The organism is Bordetella genomosp. 5, assembly GCF_002261315.1.
Taxonomy (GTDB): Bacteria; Pseudomonadota; Gammaproteobacteria; order Burkholderiales; family Burkholderiaceae_B; genus Bordetella.
Genome location: NZ_NEVP01000001.1, coordinates 358577 through 371701 on the forward strand (window position 1 = coordinate 358577; position 13125 = coordinate 371701).

Annotated in this window: 18 protein-coding genes; 2 read left to right on the forward strand and 16 right to left on the reverse strand. The window is 65.4% G+C overall.

The window, feature by feature from the left end:
• Positions 1–8 precede the first annotated feature (8 nt).
• The 4 genes from CAL25_RS01630 to petA all read right to left on the reverse strand — a co-directional run bounded on the left by CAL25_RS01630 (position 9) and on the right by petA (position 3772).
• Entirely contained in the window at positions 9–620 is a 612-nt protein-coding gene (locus CAL25_RS01630; protein WP_094798195.1) for a glutathione S-transferase N-terminal domain-containing protein, read from the reverse strand.
• A 161-nt stretch (positions 621–781) separates the two neighbouring features.
• A complete protein-coding gene (locus CAL25_RS01635) occupies positions 782–1630 on the reverse strand; it encodes a cytochrome c1 (protein WP_094798196.1) in 849 nt (282 codons plus the stop codon).
• Positions 1631–1655: 25 nt separating this feature from the next.
• Positions 1656–3044: a cytochrome b gene (locus tag CAL25_RS01640; RefSeq protein WP_094798197.1), complete on the reverse strand. Its 1389-nt coding sequence runs from the start codon at positions 3042–3044 to the stop codon at positions 1656–1658.
• Positions 3045–3130: 86 nt separating this feature from the next.
• A complete protein-coding gene (petA, locus tag CAL25_RS01645; RefSeq protein ID WP_094798198.1) occupies positions 3131–3772 on the reverse strand; it encodes a ubiquinol-cytochrome c reductase iron-sulfur subunit in 642 nt (213 codons plus the stop codon).
• Positions 3773–3911: 139 nt separating this feature from the next.
• On the opposite strand from petA, the gene mscL reads away from it, so the two are divergent.
• The gene (mscL, locus tag CAL25_RS01650; protein WP_094798199.1) at positions 3912–4421 is read left to right on the forward strand and encodes a large conductance mechanosensitive channel protein MscL; all 510 of its coding nucleotides are present in this window, start codon (positions 3912–3914) and stop codon (positions 4419–4421) included.
• Between the two features lie 125 nt (positions 4422–4546).
• Here mscL and CAL25_RS01655 read toward each other — a convergent pair whose 3' ends face one another.
• On the reverse strand, positions 4547–5323 hold the full coding sequence (locus CAL25_RS01655; RefSeq protein WP_094798200.1) for a Nif3-like dinuclear metal center hexameric protein: 777 nt from the start codon (positions 5321–5323) through the stop codon (positions 4547–4549).
• Between the two features lie 20 nt (positions 5324–5343).
• Between CAL25_RS01655 and CAL25_RS01660 the strand changes: the two genes are divergently transcribed.
• Complete coding sequence (locus tag CAL25_RS01660) at positions 5344–6492, forward strand: trypsin-like peptidase domain-containing protein (protein ID WP_094798201.1); 1149 nt, start codon at positions 5344–5346, stop codon at positions 6490–6492.
• Here the strand turns inward: CAL25_RS01660 and CAL25_RS01665 are convergent.
• The 11 genes from CAL25_RS01665 to hisB form a co-directional block, all read right to left on the reverse strand.
• On the reverse strand, positions 6489–6884 hold the full coding sequence (locus CAL25_RS01665) for a helix-turn-helix domain-containing protein (protein ID WP_094798202.1): 396 nt from the start codon (positions 6882–6884) through the stop codon (positions 6489–6491). The two genes, CAL25_RS01660 and CAL25_RS01665, sit on opposite strands and share 4 nt — an antisense overlap.
• A 223-nt stretch (positions 6885–7107) precedes the next feature.
• Positions 7108–7902, reverse strand: coding sequence for a twin-arginine translocase subunit TatC (tatC, locus tag CAL25_RS01670; protein WP_094798203.1), 795 nt, complete (start codon positions 7900–7902; stop codon positions 7108–7110).
• On the reverse strand, positions 7899–8471 hold the full coding sequence (gene tatB / locus CAL25_RS01675) for a Sec-independent protein translocase protein TatB (protein ID WP_094798204.1): 573 nt from the start codon (positions 8469–8471) through the stop codon (positions 7899–7901). Before tatB ends, tatC begins: the two co-directional genes overlap by 4 nt.
• Positions 8472–8564: 93 nt before the next feature.
• A complete protein-coding gene (tatA, locus tag CAL25_RS01680; protein WP_094798205.1) occupies positions 8565–8798 on the reverse strand; it encodes a Sec-independent protein translocase subunit TatA in 234 nt (77 codons plus the stop codon).
• A 15-nt stretch (positions 8799–8813) separates the two neighbouring features.
• Positions 8814–9182: a histidine triad nucleotide-binding protein gene (locus CAL25_RS01685; protein ID WP_094798709.1), complete on the reverse strand. Its 369-nt coding sequence runs from the start codon at positions 9180–9182 to the stop codon at positions 8814–8816.
• A 14-nt stretch (positions 9183–9196) separates the two neighbouring features.
• Positions 9197–9547: a phosphoribosyl-ATP diphosphatase gene (locus CAL25_RS01690; protein ID WP_094798206.1), complete on the reverse strand. Its 351-nt coding sequence runs from the start codon at positions 9545–9547 to the stop codon at positions 9197–9199.
• Positions 9544–9948, reverse strand: coding sequence for a phosphoribosyl-AMP cyclohydrolase (hisI, locus tag CAL25_RS01695; protein WP_094798207.1), 405 nt, complete (start codon positions 9946–9948; stop codon positions 9544–9546). Before hisI ends, CAL25_RS01690 begins: the two co-directional genes overlap by 4 nt.
• A 7-nt stretch (positions 9949–9955) precedes the next feature.
• Positions 9956–10759 (reverse strand): imidazole glycerol phosphate synthase subunit HisF, encoded by an 804-nt coding sequence (gene hisF / locus CAL25_RS01700; RefSeq protein WP_094798208.1) that lies wholly within the window; start codon positions 10757–10759, stop codon positions 9956–9958.
• The gene (gene hisA / locus CAL25_RS01705) at positions 10756–11496 is read right to left on the reverse strand and encodes a 1-(5-phosphoribosyl)-5-[(5-phosphoribosylamino)methylideneamino]imidazole-4-carboxamide isomerase (protein WP_094798209.1); all 741 of its coding nucleotides are present in this window, start codon (positions 11494–11496) and stop codon (positions 10756–10758) included. The genes hisF and hisA overlap by 4 nt, the downstream gene beginning before the upstream one ends.
• A gap of 265 nt (positions 11497–11761) precedes the next feature.
• A complete protein-coding gene (gene hisH / locus CAL25_RS01710) occupies positions 11762–12448 on the reverse strand; it encodes an imidazole glycerol phosphate synthase subunit HisH (RefSeq protein ID WP_094798210.1) in 687 nt (228 codons plus the stop codon).
• A gap of 88 nt (positions 12449–12536) precedes the next feature.
• Positions 12537–13124: an imidazoleglycerol-phosphate dehydratase HisB gene (gene hisB, locus CAL25_RS01715; RefSeq protein WP_094798211.1), complete on the reverse strand. Its 588-nt coding sequence runs from the start codon at positions 13122–13124 to the stop codon at positions 12537–12539.
• Position 13125: the final 1 nt, after the last annotated feature.

Genomic DNA, 13125 nt, shown 5'->3' on the forward strand with positions numbered 1-13125 from the left:
TCCCAGCCTTAGCGACGCATGACTTTTTCGGAAGGCGTGAGCGCCTCGATGTAGGCCGGGCGCGAGAAGATGCGCTCGGCGTACTTCTGCAGCGGTGCCGCGTTCTTCGGCAGTTCGATGCCGTAGTGATCCAGGCGCCACAGCAGCGGAGCCACGGCCACGTCGAGCATCGAGAATTCTTCGCCGAGCATGTACTTGTTCTTCAGCAGCAGCGGCGCGAGCTGAGCGAGACGGTCGCGGATGGCCTGGCGGGCCAGCACCATCTTCTTGTCGTCGGGCTTGGCGCTGCGGTCTTCGAGGGTCGAGACGTGAATGAACAGCTCTTTCTCGAAGTTGTACAGGAACAGGCGGGTGCGCGCGCGCATGACGGGGTCGGCCGGCATCAGTTGCGGGTGCGGGAAGCGCTCGTCGATGTACTCGTTGATGATGTTCGACTCATACAGGATGAGATCGCGCTCGACCAGGATGGGCACCTGGCCGTAGGGGTTCATCACCGCGATATCTTCCGGCTTGTTGTACAGGTCGATGTCGCGAATCTCGAAATCCATCCCTTTTTCGAACAGCACGAAGCGGCAGCGTTGCGAAAACGGGCAAGTGGTTCCGGAATAGAGCACCATCATGGCGGTAAGTCCTTCGTATTTAAAAGCGAAAGGCCAGCGCTGCCTTGAGGCGGGCGCTGGCCCCGGTTGCCAGGCGACGACAGGGGTGTAGCTTGCCGGTTTCGTCCGTCGCGCCAGGTTATGGGGACGGACGATACGTGCCGGGCGTTACGGTTTACAGGTTAGCGTACATGTTTCCAGTAGGAGGCATTCAGGCGCCAGGCGACGACCAGGAACAGCCCCAGGAAGATCAGAACGCCGACGCCGAGCTGGACCCGGAAGCGCTGAACCGGTTCGGACATCCACGTCATGAACGCGGTGAGGTCCGCGACGTCACGGTCGTAGGCAGCGGCTTGCGCGGGATTCAGGGCCTTGAATCGGGCTTCCGGGTGAGCGGCATGCCCGTGGCCGGCGACGGTTTCGACCTTGGAAGTGGAAAAACCTTGAGCATCATACAACGTCGTGACCTTTTCCCAGCTTTTCTTGCCGTCCGAGCCCTCGACGGACCGGGTGACGACCCGGGTCAGTTCGCGGGGGCCCTGGCGGTCCCAGAGGGCGTGCGGCATGCCCACGTTGGGGAAAACCAGATTGTTCCAGCCGGTGGCCGTGCTGGTGTCGCGATAGAACGTGCGCAGGTAGGTATAGATATAGTCGGACCCGCTCGGGCCGGCATTGATGGACTTCGCACGCGCGATCACGGACAGGTCGGGCGGCATGGTGCCGAACCACTTCTTGGCATCCGCCGGCGTCATGGCGACCTTCATCAGGTCGCCCACCTTGGTGCCTGTGAATAACAGGTTGTCCTGGATCTGCTTGTCGGTGAGCCCGATTTCCTGGAGCTTGTTGTAGCGCATCGATTGCGCGCTATGACAGTTCAGGCAGTAGTTGACGAACAGCTTCGCGCCGTTTTGCAGCGAGGCGAGGTCATTGACCTTGTTGGGCGCGCGGTCGAGGGGAGCGCCGAGCTCGGCGGCCTGCAGGGCGGTGCACGTGAGCATCAGGGCCACGGCGCCGATCAGTTTTTTGATCATGGTCGTTCCGTTTGCGTGTTGGGGCTCAATGGGCATGGAAGGTCACGCGATCCGGGACCGGCTTGAACGTGCCGAGCCGGCTCCAGATGGGCATCAGGAAGAAGAAGCCCAGGTAGATCAGCGTGCCGATCTGCGAAGTGAGGTTGAACGCATCACTGGGCGGCTGCGTGCCCAGGTAGCCCAACACCAGGAAGTTGACGATGAAGATGCCGTAGAGCCACTTGTGCCAGCCCGGCCGGTAGCGGATCGACTTGACGGGCGAGTGATCGAGCCACGGCAGGAAGAACAGGATCACGACGGCGCCGCCCATCGCGACCACGCCCCAGAACTTGGCGTCGATCTGGGTGAGCAGGACCGCGACCACGATCAGGATGACCGGCGGCACGAGGCGCATGATGCCGGTGGCCTTGCTCTTCCAGAGCAGCGCGATGGCACCGAGCAGGGCCAGGCCCGCCAGGACCCAGGTGAACTCCGCGGTGGTCGCGCGCAGCATCGAATAGAACGGCGTGAAATACCAGACCGGTGCGATGTGCGGCGGCGTCTTGAGCGGGTCGGCCGGCAGGAAGTTGTTGTACTCGAGGAAGTAGCCGCCCATCTCGGGCGCGAAGAACACGATCGCGAAGAACACGATCAGGAAGCCCGCCACGCCGACGATGTCATGCACCGTATAGAACGGATGGAACGGGATGCCATCCTTGGGCCGGCCGTATTTGTCTTTGGGGCCTTGCTTGATCTCGATGCCATCGGGATTGTTGGAGCCGACTTCGTGCAGCGCCACCAGGTGCGCGGCCACCAGACCGATCAGCACCAGCGGAATCGCGATCACATGGAAGGCGAAGAAGCGGTTGAGCGTGGCGTCGGACACGACGTAATCGCCGCGGATCCAGATCGACAGATCAGGACCGATGAACGGGATCGCGGAGAACAGGTTCACGATCACCTGCGCGCCCCAATACGACATCTGGCCCCACGGCAGCAGATAGCCGAAGAAGGCCTCGGCCATCAGACAGAGGAAGATCGCGACACCGAAGATCCACACCAGCTCGCGCGGCTTGCGGTACGAACCGTAGAAGAGGCCGCGCAACATGTGCAGGTAGACGACGACGAAGAACATCGAGGCGCCGGTGGAGTGCATGTAGCGCACCAGCCAGCCCCAGGGCACTTCGCGCATGATGTATTCGACCGACTGGAAGGCGCGTTCGGCGTCGGGCTTGTAGTGCATCACCAGGAAGATGCCGGTGACGATCTGGATCACCAGCACCAGCAGCGCGAGCGAACCGAAGAAGTACCAGAAGTTGAAATTCTTGGGCGCGTAGTACTCGGACAGGTGCGCTTTCCAGGTGGAGGTCACCGGGAAGCGTCGGTCCAGCCAGCCCAGCAGGCCTGTCGTCTCGACGATTTTGTCGCCAGCCATAACGGCTCCTTCTCTATTCTCTTGTATTGGCGTATTTGCTGCGATTACGAAGGCCTGAGTGTCCGCGGGAATGAATATTGCGGAGCTCAGGCCTTATTGTCTTCGTCGACGCCCACGATGATTCGGGTGTCGCTCAAATACTGATACGGAGGAACTTCGAGATTGTCTGGCGCAGGTTTGTTTTTGTAGACGCGGCCAGCGAGGTCGAACGTGGAGCCGTGGCAGGGGCACAGAAAGCCGCCTTGCCAGTTTGCGGGCATACCCGCGCCAGCACCGGATTCGAAATGAGGGGTGGGAGAACACCCGAGATGGGTACAGATGCCGACACAGACGAAGAGCTCGGGCTTGCGCGAGCGGTATTCGTTTTTGGCGTAGGCGGGAGTGTAGTCGGGGCGATCCGAGTTGGGATCGGCGACAAGGGCGTTTTGAGTCTGGATGCCCTTCAGCTGATCTTCGGAGCGGCGCATGATCCAGACCGGTTTGCCGCGCCATTCGACGGTGCGCAACTGGCCGGGAGCCAGATCGCCGACATCGACTTCGACGGGAGCGCCGGCGGCGCGAGCTTTTTCTGAAGGGGCGAATGTGCTGACGAATGGGACGGCTGCTGCGGCTCCTGCCACACCGCCCACCGCACAGGCGGTGGTTACCCAGAAACGTCGGGAAGGATCAGGCGGCAAATTGGGATCAACTGCACCGTCCTCGTCATGCAACAGCGTATCCTGACTCATTTCCTATCCTTGTTGGCACAGCATGGCCTGGACTAGCATCAGGACAGCTGCATCCGTTATGCGGGGAATATGTACAGCATAGCAACCGCGTATTATAGCCTTAGCCCAAGCACGGGCGTGTTGTTATTAGGGGGTATGCATGAGCAAAGCCAAAGGTTTTCTGCAGGAATTTCGTGATTTCGCCGTCAAGGGCAACGCAATCGACCTCGCGGTCGGTGTCATCATTGGCGCGGCGTTCGGTAAGATCGTCGACTCCATCGTCAAAGACATCATCATGCCCGTGGCCAACTGGATACTCGGTGGCCAGGTCGACTTCACGAACAAGTTCTGGATATTGCGGATGCCCGAAGGCTATACGGGCCCGATGAATTACGCCGACCTCACGAAGGCCGGCGCCGTCGTGCTCGCGTGGGGTAACTTCCTCACCATCTTCATCAACTTCATCCTGCTGGCCTTCGTGATTTTCTGGATGGTGAAGGCCATCAATTCGGCACGCCACAAGCCCGAACCCGCGCCCGCGAAGCCCGCCGCTCCGCCCGAGGACGTGGTCGTGCTGCGCGAGATCCGCGACCTGCTGCTCAAGCAGAATGCCGCGGTGCCGCATACGCCCGCCAGCCCGGATCCGCTGCGCCGACCCGACACGCTCTGACGTCGTCGTGACGCACCTCGCTCGCCCTGGCTGGCGAGGTGCGGTTGGCGAGGTGCGGTTGGCGAGGTGCGGCCGGCTAGGTGCGGCCAAGGCGCGGCCGGCAAGGTGCGCCGTCGATGCGCGTCTCAGACCGGATTGTCGATGTCGATGAACTCGACGCGGATGTCGAAGGCCTCTGCCACCGCTTCGCCCAGCGCCTGCACGCCATAGCGTTCGGTGGCGTGATGTCCGGCGCCGATGAAACCGGTTGCGGTTTCGCGCGCCAGATGCGTGGTGGGCTCGGACGCTTCACCCGTGATGTAGATCGTTGCGCCCGCATCCACGGCGTCGGCCATCATGCCTTGCGCGCCGCCGGTGCACCACGCCACGCGGCCCACCGGTTGACCGGCATTGCCCACGACCAGCGGCTCGCGGCCCAGCCGTGATTGCACCTGCGCGGCCAGCTCACCGAGCGTCGCCACGCCGGGCGCGCTGCCCAGCCACACGAGATTGTCGGGGCCACAGGTGAGCGGCGCACCGTCGTCGCGGCGTGCGGGCTCGAGACCCAGCACGCGCGCCAGCTGGGCGTTGTTGCCCAGCGTGGGATGCGCGTCGAGCGGCAGGTGGTAGCCGAACACGTTGAGGTCGTGCGCGAGGGTGAGCGCCAGCCGCGTGCGTTTCGGACCGCGCACCCGCGCGTCTTCGTTTTTCCAGAACCAGCCGTGGTGCACCAGCACGGCATCGGCGCCGCGTTCGATCGCGGCGCGCAGAAGTGCCTCGCTGGCCGTCACGCCGGTGATAATGTGGCCTATTTTGCTCTTGCCCTCGACCTGCAGCCCGTTCGGGCAGTAGTCGCGAAAGCGGCTGGCTTGCAGGGTGTCGTCCAGCCAGGCGGCCAGTGCGCGGGTCTCGATCGTATTCATTGCTTGCCCTGTGGAAATTTATGCGTCGCCTTTGGCTGATATTCGCTCAGGCCGTCACGGTCAGTCTGGCCATTTTATTCGTCGTCACCACCTTGCGCCCCGATTGGCTGCAGCTGCAGGGTACGCGTAGCCCGGCGCCGGCAACGCGGCCCAACGGCGCGGCGGGTCCGGCGGTGTCGAGCTACGCCGACGCCGTGTCGCGCGGCGCGCCTTCGGTGGTGAATATCTACACCACCAAACACGTCGACGTGCCGCTCGTGCCGCTCCCCGACGACCCGGCCTTGCGTCAGCTTTTCGGTCAGGTGCCCGGACTGTCGCGGCGCGAGTCCAGCACCAGCCTGGGCTCCGGCGTGATCGTGAGCCCGCAGGGTTATGTGCTCACCAACTTCCATGTGGTCGATGCGGCCGACGCGATCGAAGTGGCGCTGGCGGATGGCCGCGAGGTGCGCGCCAAGGTGGTGGGCGCCGATACCGAGACCGATCTGGCCGTCATCAAGCTCGAGGGCAAGCTCGATCCCCTGCCCGTCGCGGCCTTCTCGAACGCCAAGCTGCGCGTGGGCGATGTGGTGCTCGCGATCGGCAATCCGTTCGGCGTGGGCCAGACCACGACTCAGGGCATCGTGTCGGCGCTCGGCCGCAATGGTCTGGGCATCAACACCTACGAAAACTTCATTCAGACCGATGCCGCGATCAATCCGGGCAACTCGGGCGGCGCGCTGATCGATGCGTCGGGCAATCTGGTGGGCATCAACACCGCCATCTATTCGGAAACGGGCGGATCGCTCGGCATCGGATTCGCGATTCCCGCCGAGACCGCCCAGCGCGTGCTCGACGACATCGTCAAGACCGGCAAGGTCAAGCGCGGTTGGCTGGGCGTGGAGCCGCAGGACATGACGCCCGAACTGGCGCGGGCCTTCAATCTGCCGGCCACCACGCAGGGCGTCGTGATCGCTGGCGTGATGCGCGATGGTCCGGGCGGACGCGCGGGCCTGCGCGTGGGCGACATCGTGCAGGCGGTCGAGGGCCAAGCTGTGCGCGATACACGTGGCATGTTGGGCCAGATCGCGAGTCTCACACCCGGCCACAAGGCCGTACTCAAGGTGTTGCGGGCCGGCAAGCCGCTGGATCTGACCGTGACCGTCGGTACGCGGCCGTCGCGGCCCCGCTAAGGGCCGCGCCGGCCTCGGGAGGGAGGCCGCAGGCCCTTGACCAGCAGGCGCACCACTCCCACCACCTGGCGCCGCGCGGCGGCGTCCAGCGGCGCGGTCAGGGCGAGCAGCTCGCGCTGATAGCCGTCGGCCAGCGCCTGCTCGGCCGCGTCGGGTTCAGGGGGAACATGCTGGGGCGGCAGGTTGGTCACCAACCCTTCGTCGAGCCAGGCGACGGTGGTGTCGAGCGCCTGCGCGAGGCGCCGGAGCGTGTCGAGCCGAGGCGTGTAGTGCTCGCGCAGAAGGATGCGATGGATCGATGCCTGCGGCACGCCGGAGATCCGTGCCAGTTGGCTCTGGCTCTGGATCCCGCGCCAGCGCATCTGCTTGCGAAGTCGGTCGGATAGGCTCATGCCGCCGACTCTAACCACGCGAATGCGCCGCAGAACTCTCAGAATCCCGCAGCAGCGCGTTTGAAGGGCGGGGTGCCCGGCTAGCTAGGGCACCCGGTGAGGGGCGCCCGGCCAGGGGCGCCCGGCCAGGGAGGCCCGGTCAGGGACGCCCGGTCAGGGACGCCCGGTCAGGGGCACGCGGCGAGGGGTGCCCGGCCAGGAACGCCCGCTCAGGGACGCCCGCTCAGGGGCGCTCGGTGAGCGAGCCGCTTTCGGCGTCGGCCCCGCCCCGGGGGTTTGGCTTGATCATGCTGGCCACGATCACCCCGAGCTCGTAGAGCAGGCACAACGGCACGGCCAGCATGAACTGGCTCACGACGTCGGGCGGCGTGACGATCGCCGCGATCACGAACGCGCCCACGATCACATAGCCGCGCGCGGCGCGCAGCTTGGCCACGTTGACCAGGCCGGTCTTGACCAGCAGCACCACGGCGACCGGCACCTCGAAGGTGATGCCGAAAGCGAGGAACATGGTCATGACGAAGCTGAGATACGCCTCGATGTCCGGCGCGGGCGTGATCGATTGCGGCGCGAAGGTCGCAATGAAGTGGAACACCGTGCGGAACACGAAGAAGTAGCAGAACGCCATGCCCAGGATGAACAGCAGCGTGCTGGACACGATGAGCGGCATGGCGAGCCGCTTTTCGTGGCGATAGAGGCCGGGTGCGACGAACGCCCAGGCCTGATACAGCACCACGGGCAGCGCCACCACGAAGGCGGCCATCATCGTGACCTTGACCGGCACCATGAACGGCGTGATGACGCCGGTGGCGATCATGCGCGTGCCCTCGGGCAGCGACGACAGCATGGGCTGCGCCAGCACGTCGTAGATGGCCGAGGCGCCGGGATAGATGAACAGCACGATGAAGACGGCCAGCACCGTGCCGGCGGCCTTCAGCAACCGGGTGCGCAGTTCCACCAGGTGCGAGATGAAGCTGTCCTGCTGCATCTCTTCTTCGTTGTGGACTTGCTGGTTCACGTTGGCGTACCGGTGGACGGGTTCTTGGGCGCGGGCTCGGGGCTGTGCTCGGTGGTGGGCGAGACAGGCGCGGGTGCGGGGGCGGCCGGGGCCGGGACAACCTGGGCCGCGGGGGCCGACGGGACGGGGCTCGGCACGCTATTGCCCGCCGAAGGCGGCGCGATGGTCGGGTCGGGGGCGGCGGGCGATCCCGCGGCCGGCGATCCGGCGGCGGGCGATCCGGCGGCCGGCGATTCCGCGGCGGGCGAGGCGCCGCTCTGCGCCACGGCACGCGCCGTGTCGTCGAGTTCGGCCCGCAGGGCATCGCCGCTCGTGCGCAGCGAATCGGAGGCCTGGCGTACCGAGGTGTGGACTTCGCTGGCGGCGTCGTCCATGTCGCGCTTGAACTTGCGCAGCTCGTCGAGCTCGATCTCGCGCTGGATGTCGGATTTGACGTCGTTGACGTAGCGCTGGGCACGGCCGAGCAGGTGGCCCACGGTGCGGGCCACTTTGGGCAGCCGCTCGGGGCCGATGACGATGAGCGCCACGACGCCGACTACGAGCAGTTCTGTGAAGCTGACATCAAACATGCAGTTGCCGCCAGTGTAGGGAGATGCAAGCGGAACGACGCGCGGCGCGCGCGACCCGAAGGCGGCGCGCGGCCGTGCGAGCTCCGGCAAGGATCAAGGGTTTTGCTTTTCCTTGGCTTGCACGTCGATCGTGTCGTCGGCGCGCTGCTGGGTGTTGTTGGTGACCTGCTCGTTGGGCTTGTCGCCGTTGGCGTCTTTCATGCCTTCCTTGAAGCCCTTCACGGCGCCGCCCAGATCGGAGCCGATGTTGCGCAGTTTCTTGGTGCCGAAAATCAGGGCAACGATGACCAGGACGATCAACCAATGCCAAATGCTGAAGCTACCCATGAGGGATCTCCGTGGTTATGCGTTGGGGGCCGTGCGTCCCTGCCAGGGACGGGCGCCGCCGATGAGGTGGAAATGCAGGTGAGGTACTTCCTGGCCGCCTTCGACGCCCGCGTTCGCCAGGATCCGGAAGCCGCCTTCGGGCCCGGGATTGCAGCCGTTCTCGGCCGCCAGACGAGGAACCAACGTCATCATTCTACCCAACCAGTCGGCGTCCTGCGGCGTGACGTCCTGCATGGACACGACGTGCCGGCGGGGAATCAACAGCAGGTGGACGGGCGCGGCCGGATTGATGTCCTTGAAGACGACGAATTCATCGTCTTCGTAGACCTTGGTGGCCGGAATATCGCCGCGGGCGATCTTGCAGAAAAGACAGTTCTCGCTCATCTCGGGTTCCGTGATCAACCGGCGGGACGCCGGGCTTTCTCTTCAAGGCCCGACAGACCTTCGCGCCGGGCCAGCTCGGCCAGCACATCTTCGGGACGCAGATTGTAATGAGTCAAAGCCACCAGGCAATGGAACCACAGATCAGCGGTTTCACTAATAATGCGCTCGGGCTGATTGTCCTTGGCGGCCATCACCAGCTCGGTGGCCTCTTCGCCGATCTTCTTGAGAAACGAATCGGGGCCCTTGGCCAGCAGCTTGGCCACGTAAGAGGACTGAGGATCGCCACCGCGGTCGGGGCGGCGGCTCTCGAGGGTGTCGGCCACGCGGGCCAGCACGTCGCCGGTGGTGAGGGGGGATGCGCTCATTTGTAGATCAGCTCGGGGTCTTTGAGCACCGGGTCGACGGTGGTCCAGGTGGCGCTGTCGGCGGTGCCGTCGAGGCGGCGGTAGAAGCAGCTGGCGCGGCCGGTGTGGCACGCGATGCCGCCGGCCTGGCGCACTTTCAGCAGGATGACGTCGCCGTCGCAGTCGAGGCGCAGTTCGTCGACCTGCTGCTGGTGGCCGGACTCTTCGCCCTTGCGCCACAGGCGCTTGCGCGAGCGCGACCAATACACGGCGCGGCCGGTGGCGGCGGTCTCGGAAAGAGCGTCGGCATTCATCCAGGCCACCATCAGGATCTGGCCGTTGTCGGCGTCCTGGGCAATGGCGGGGATGAGTCCGTTGTCGTCGAACACGACGTCCGACAACCAGTTGGGGGCGCTAGTCATAAGGATCTCAACAGTCGAGCCGGACTTCGATGCCGCGGGCGGACATGAATTCCTTGCATTCGCGCACGGTGTGCTGGCCGAAGTGGAAGATGCTGGCCGCCAGCACCGCGCTGGCGCGACCGGTGGTCACGCCTTCGGCGAGGTGATCGAGGTTGCCCACGCCGCCGGAGGCGATCACGGGCACGGGCACGGCGTCGGACACCGCGCGGGTGAGTTCGAGGTCGAAGCCCGACTTGGTGCCGTCGCGGTCCATGCTGGTGAGCAGGATCTCGCCGGCGCCATAGGCCGCCATGCGGCGTGCCCACGCCACGGCGTCCAGGCCGGTGGCCTTGCGGCCGCCATGGGTGAAGACTTCCCAGCGCGCCGGCTCGCCCTCGCCGCTCACGCGGCGGGCGTCGATCGCGACGACGATGCATTGCGAACCGTGATAGTCGGCCGCGGCGCGCACCAGCTCGGGGTTGGTCACCGCCGCGCTGTTGATGCTGATCTTGTCGGCGCCTGCGTTGAGCAGCCGCTGCACGTCGGACACCTGCCGCACGCCACCCCCCACCGTCAGCGGAATGAAGACCTGCGATGCCACCTGCTCGATGATGGGCAGGATCAGATCGCGGCCATCGCTGGTGGCGGTGATGTCGAGGAACGTGAGTTCGTCGGCGCCCTGTTCGTTGTAGCGGCGCGCGATCTCGACGGGGTCGCCCGCGTCGGTGAGATTGACGAAGTTCACGCCCTTGACGACGCGGCCGGCGGTGACGTCCAGGCAGGGAATGATGCGGCGGGTCAGCGCCGTGGCGCTGCTGGCGGAAGCGTTCATTGGGTCAGTTCGTCGGCGCGGGCCTGCGCGGCCTGGAAGTCGAGCGTGCCTTCGTAGATGCTGCGGCCCAGGATCGCGCCTTCGACACCTTCGGACTCGACGGCGCAGAGCGCCTCGATGTCGGCGATGCCGGCGATGCCGCCCGAGGCGTAGACCGGAATGCGCACGTGCTGGGCGAGCCGCACGGTGGCTTCGACGTTCACGCCCGACAGCATGCCGTCACGGCCGATGTCGGTGTAGATGATGGCTTCGCAGCCGTAGTCTTCGAACTTCTTGGCGAGGTCGAGGACGTCGTGGCGGGTGAGCTTGCTCCAGCCATCGGTGGCGATCTTGCCGTCGCGGGCGTCGAGGCCGACGATGATGTTGCCGGGGAACGCGCCGCACGCGTCGTGCAGGAAGCCGGGGTTCTTCACGGCCGCCGTGCCGATGATCACGTACGAGATACCGGCATCGAGGTAACGCTCGATGGTGTCGAGATCACGAATGCCGCCGCCGATCTGCACCGGGATGTCGTCGCCCACGGCGTCGAGGATGGCCTTGATCGGCGCCTCGTTGAGGGGCTTGCCCGCGACGGCGCCGTTGAGATCGACCAGATGCAGGCGCCGCGCGCCCTGTTCGAGCCAGCGGGTGGCCATGGCGGCGGGGTCTTCGGAGAACACCGTTGCATCGTCCAGGTCGCCCTGGCGCAGGCGCACACAGCGCCCGTCTTTGAGGTCGATGGCGGGGATCAGGAGCATGATGGGTAGCGAAGGTAAAAAATCGGTTGGAAAAAAGACGGCGGCGCGAGAGTGTTGGCCCCCACGCTGCGCCTTTGGCTTGCTGCCCCCCGAGGGGGCTTTTTTCCTTGGGGCGGCCCGGGAGAAAATTGACCCCCACGCTGCGCCTTCGGCTTGCTGCCCCCCGAGGGGGCTTTTTTCCTTGGGGCGGCCCGGCGGAAAAATTGCCCCCCACGCTGCGCCTTCGGCTTGCTGCGCCTTCGGCTGCGTGGGGGACGTCCGAGGCTTACGGCTGCCAGTCTACAAAATTGCGATACAGGCGCAAACCGTGCGCGGCGCTCTTTTCGGGGTGGAACTGCACCGCGAAAATGTTACCGGCGGCCACTGCGCAGGTAAAGGCGAGTCCATAATCGCTTTCCCCCACGGTCAGGGCGGCATCCCGGGGCACCGCGTAGTAACTGTGGACGAAATAGAAATGGGTGTCGTCGGGAATGCCGTCCCACAAAGGGTGAGAGCGGGTTTGACGGACTTTGTTCCAGCCCATGTGCGGCACTTTGAGGCGCTCGGGGCTGCCCGGCGCCGGCGCGGGGCCGGTCTGGCCCTGCGCGTCGGCATGCACCACATCGGCAAACTGCGGGCCGGCGAATCGATGCACGGCGCCCGGAAACACCGACAGGCAGGGCGTGTCGCCCTCCTGGCTGGATTCGAACAGCATCTGCTCGCCCACGCACACGCCCAGCAGCGGCTTGCTGCGGGCCGCGTCGAGCACGGCTTCGCGCAGGCCGGATTCGTTGAGGGTGCGCATGCAGTCGGGCATGGCGCCCTGCCCCGGGAACACCACGCGGTCGGCGGCGGCGATCTGGTCGGGGCGATTGCAGATGCGGATGTCGGCGTCGGGCGCGGCGTATTGCAGCGCGCGTGCCACGGAATGGAAGTTGCCCATGCCGTAGTCGACGATGGCGATAGTGCTCACTGAGGTCTGCCTGGTGAGAGGTGAACGGCGAGGAAGGCGGGCGCGCGCGGCGCCAAACGGGACGCCGCCAGCGGCGCCCCTGCCCCGATTACAGCACGCCCTTGGTCGAGGGGATCACGTCGCCCATGCGCGGATCGACTTCCATGGCCATGCGCAGCGCGCGGCCGAAGGCCTTGAACACGGTTTCGCATTGGTGATGCGCGTTGAAGCCGCGCAGGTTGTCAATGTGCAGCGTCATGAGGGCGTGATTGACCAGGCCCTGGAAAAACTCGCGCGTGAGGTCGACATCGAAATCGCCGATGCGCGCACGCGTGAAATCGATGTGGTACTCGAGGCCGGGGCGGCCCGAGAAGTCGATCACGACGCGCGACAGGGCTTCGTCGAGCGGCACATAGGCGTGGCCGTAGCGGCGCAGGCCGGCCTTGTTGCCGATGGCCTTGGCGATCGCCATGCCCAGCGTGATGCCGACGTCTTCGACCGTGTGGTGCGCATCGATGTGCGTGTCGCCGTCGGCCTTGATGTCGAGGTCGACGAGGCCGTGGCGCGCGATCTGGTCGAGCATGTGATCGAGGAAGGGCACGCCCGTGTCGATGGTCTGCTTGCCGGTGCCGTCGAGATTGACGGCCACACGGATGCGCGTTTCGTTGGTATTGCGGATGATTTCGGCGGTACGCATG

Excerpts from the sequence above, each read along its gene's own strand:
- CAL25_RS01630 (WP_094798195.1), bottom strand. The coding sequence starts at position 620 with ATGATGGTGCTCTATTCCGGAACCACTTGCCCGTTTTCGCAACGCTGC.
- CAL25_RS01635 (WP_094798196.1), bottom strand. The coding sequence starts at position 1,630 with ATGATCAAAAAACTGATCGGCGCCGTGGCCCTGATGCTCACGTGCACC.
- CAL25_RS01640 (WP_094798197.1), bottom strand. The coding sequence starts at position 3,044 with ATGGCTGGCGACAAAATCGTCGAGACGACAGGCCTGCTGGGCTGGCTG.
- petA (WP_094798198.1), bottom strand. The coding sequence starts at position 3,772 with ATGAGTCAGGATACGCTGTTGCATGACGAGGACGGTGCAGTTGATCCC.
- mscL (WP_094798199.1), top strand. The coding sequence starts at position 3,912 with ATGAGCAAAGCCAAAGGTTTTCTGCAGGAATTTCGTGATTTCGCCGTC.
- CAL25_RS01655 (WP_094798200.1), bottom strand. The coding sequence starts at position 5,323 with ATGAATACGATCGAGACCCGCGCACTGGCCGCCTGGCTGGACGACACC.
- CAL25_RS01660 (WP_094798201.1), top strand. The coding sequence starts at position 5,344 with ATGCGTCGCCTTTGGCTGATATTCGCTCAGGCCGTCACGGTCAGTCTG.
- CAL25_RS01665 (WP_094798202.1), bottom strand. The coding sequence starts at position 6,884 with ATGAGCCTATCCGACCGACTTCGCAAGCAGATGCGCTGGCGCGGGATC.
- tatB (WP_094798204.1), bottom strand. The coding sequence starts at position 8,471 with ATGTTTGATGTCAGCTTCACAGAACTGCTCGTAGTCGGCGTCGTGGCG.
- tatA (WP_094798205.1), bottom strand. The coding sequence starts at position 8,798 with ATGGGTAGCTTCAGCATTTGGCATTGGTTGATCGTCCTGGTCATCGTT.
- CAL25_RS01685 (WP_094798709.1), bottom strand. The coding sequence starts at position 9,182 with ATGAGCGAGAACTGTCTTTTCTGCAAGATCGCCCGCGGCGATATTCCG.
- CAL25_RS01690 (WP_094798206.1), bottom strand. The coding sequence starts at position 9,547 with ATGAGCGCATCCCCCCTCACCACCGGCGACGTGCTGGCCCGCGTGGCC.
- hisI (WP_094798207.1), bottom strand. The coding sequence starts at position 9,948 with ATGACTAGCGCCCCCAACTGGTTGTCGGACGTCGTGTTCGACGACAAC.
- hisF (WP_094798208.1), bottom strand. The coding sequence starts at position 10,759 with ATGAACGCTTCCGCCAGCAGCGCCACGGCGCTGACCCGCCGCATCATT.
- hisA (WP_094798209.1), bottom strand. The coding sequence starts at position 11,496 with ATGCTCCTGATCCCCGCCATCGACCTCAAAGACGGGCGCTGTGTGCGC.
- hisB (WP_094798211.1), bottom strand. The coding sequence starts at position 13,124 with ATGCGTACCGCCGAAATCATCCGCAATACCAACGAAACGCGCATCCGT.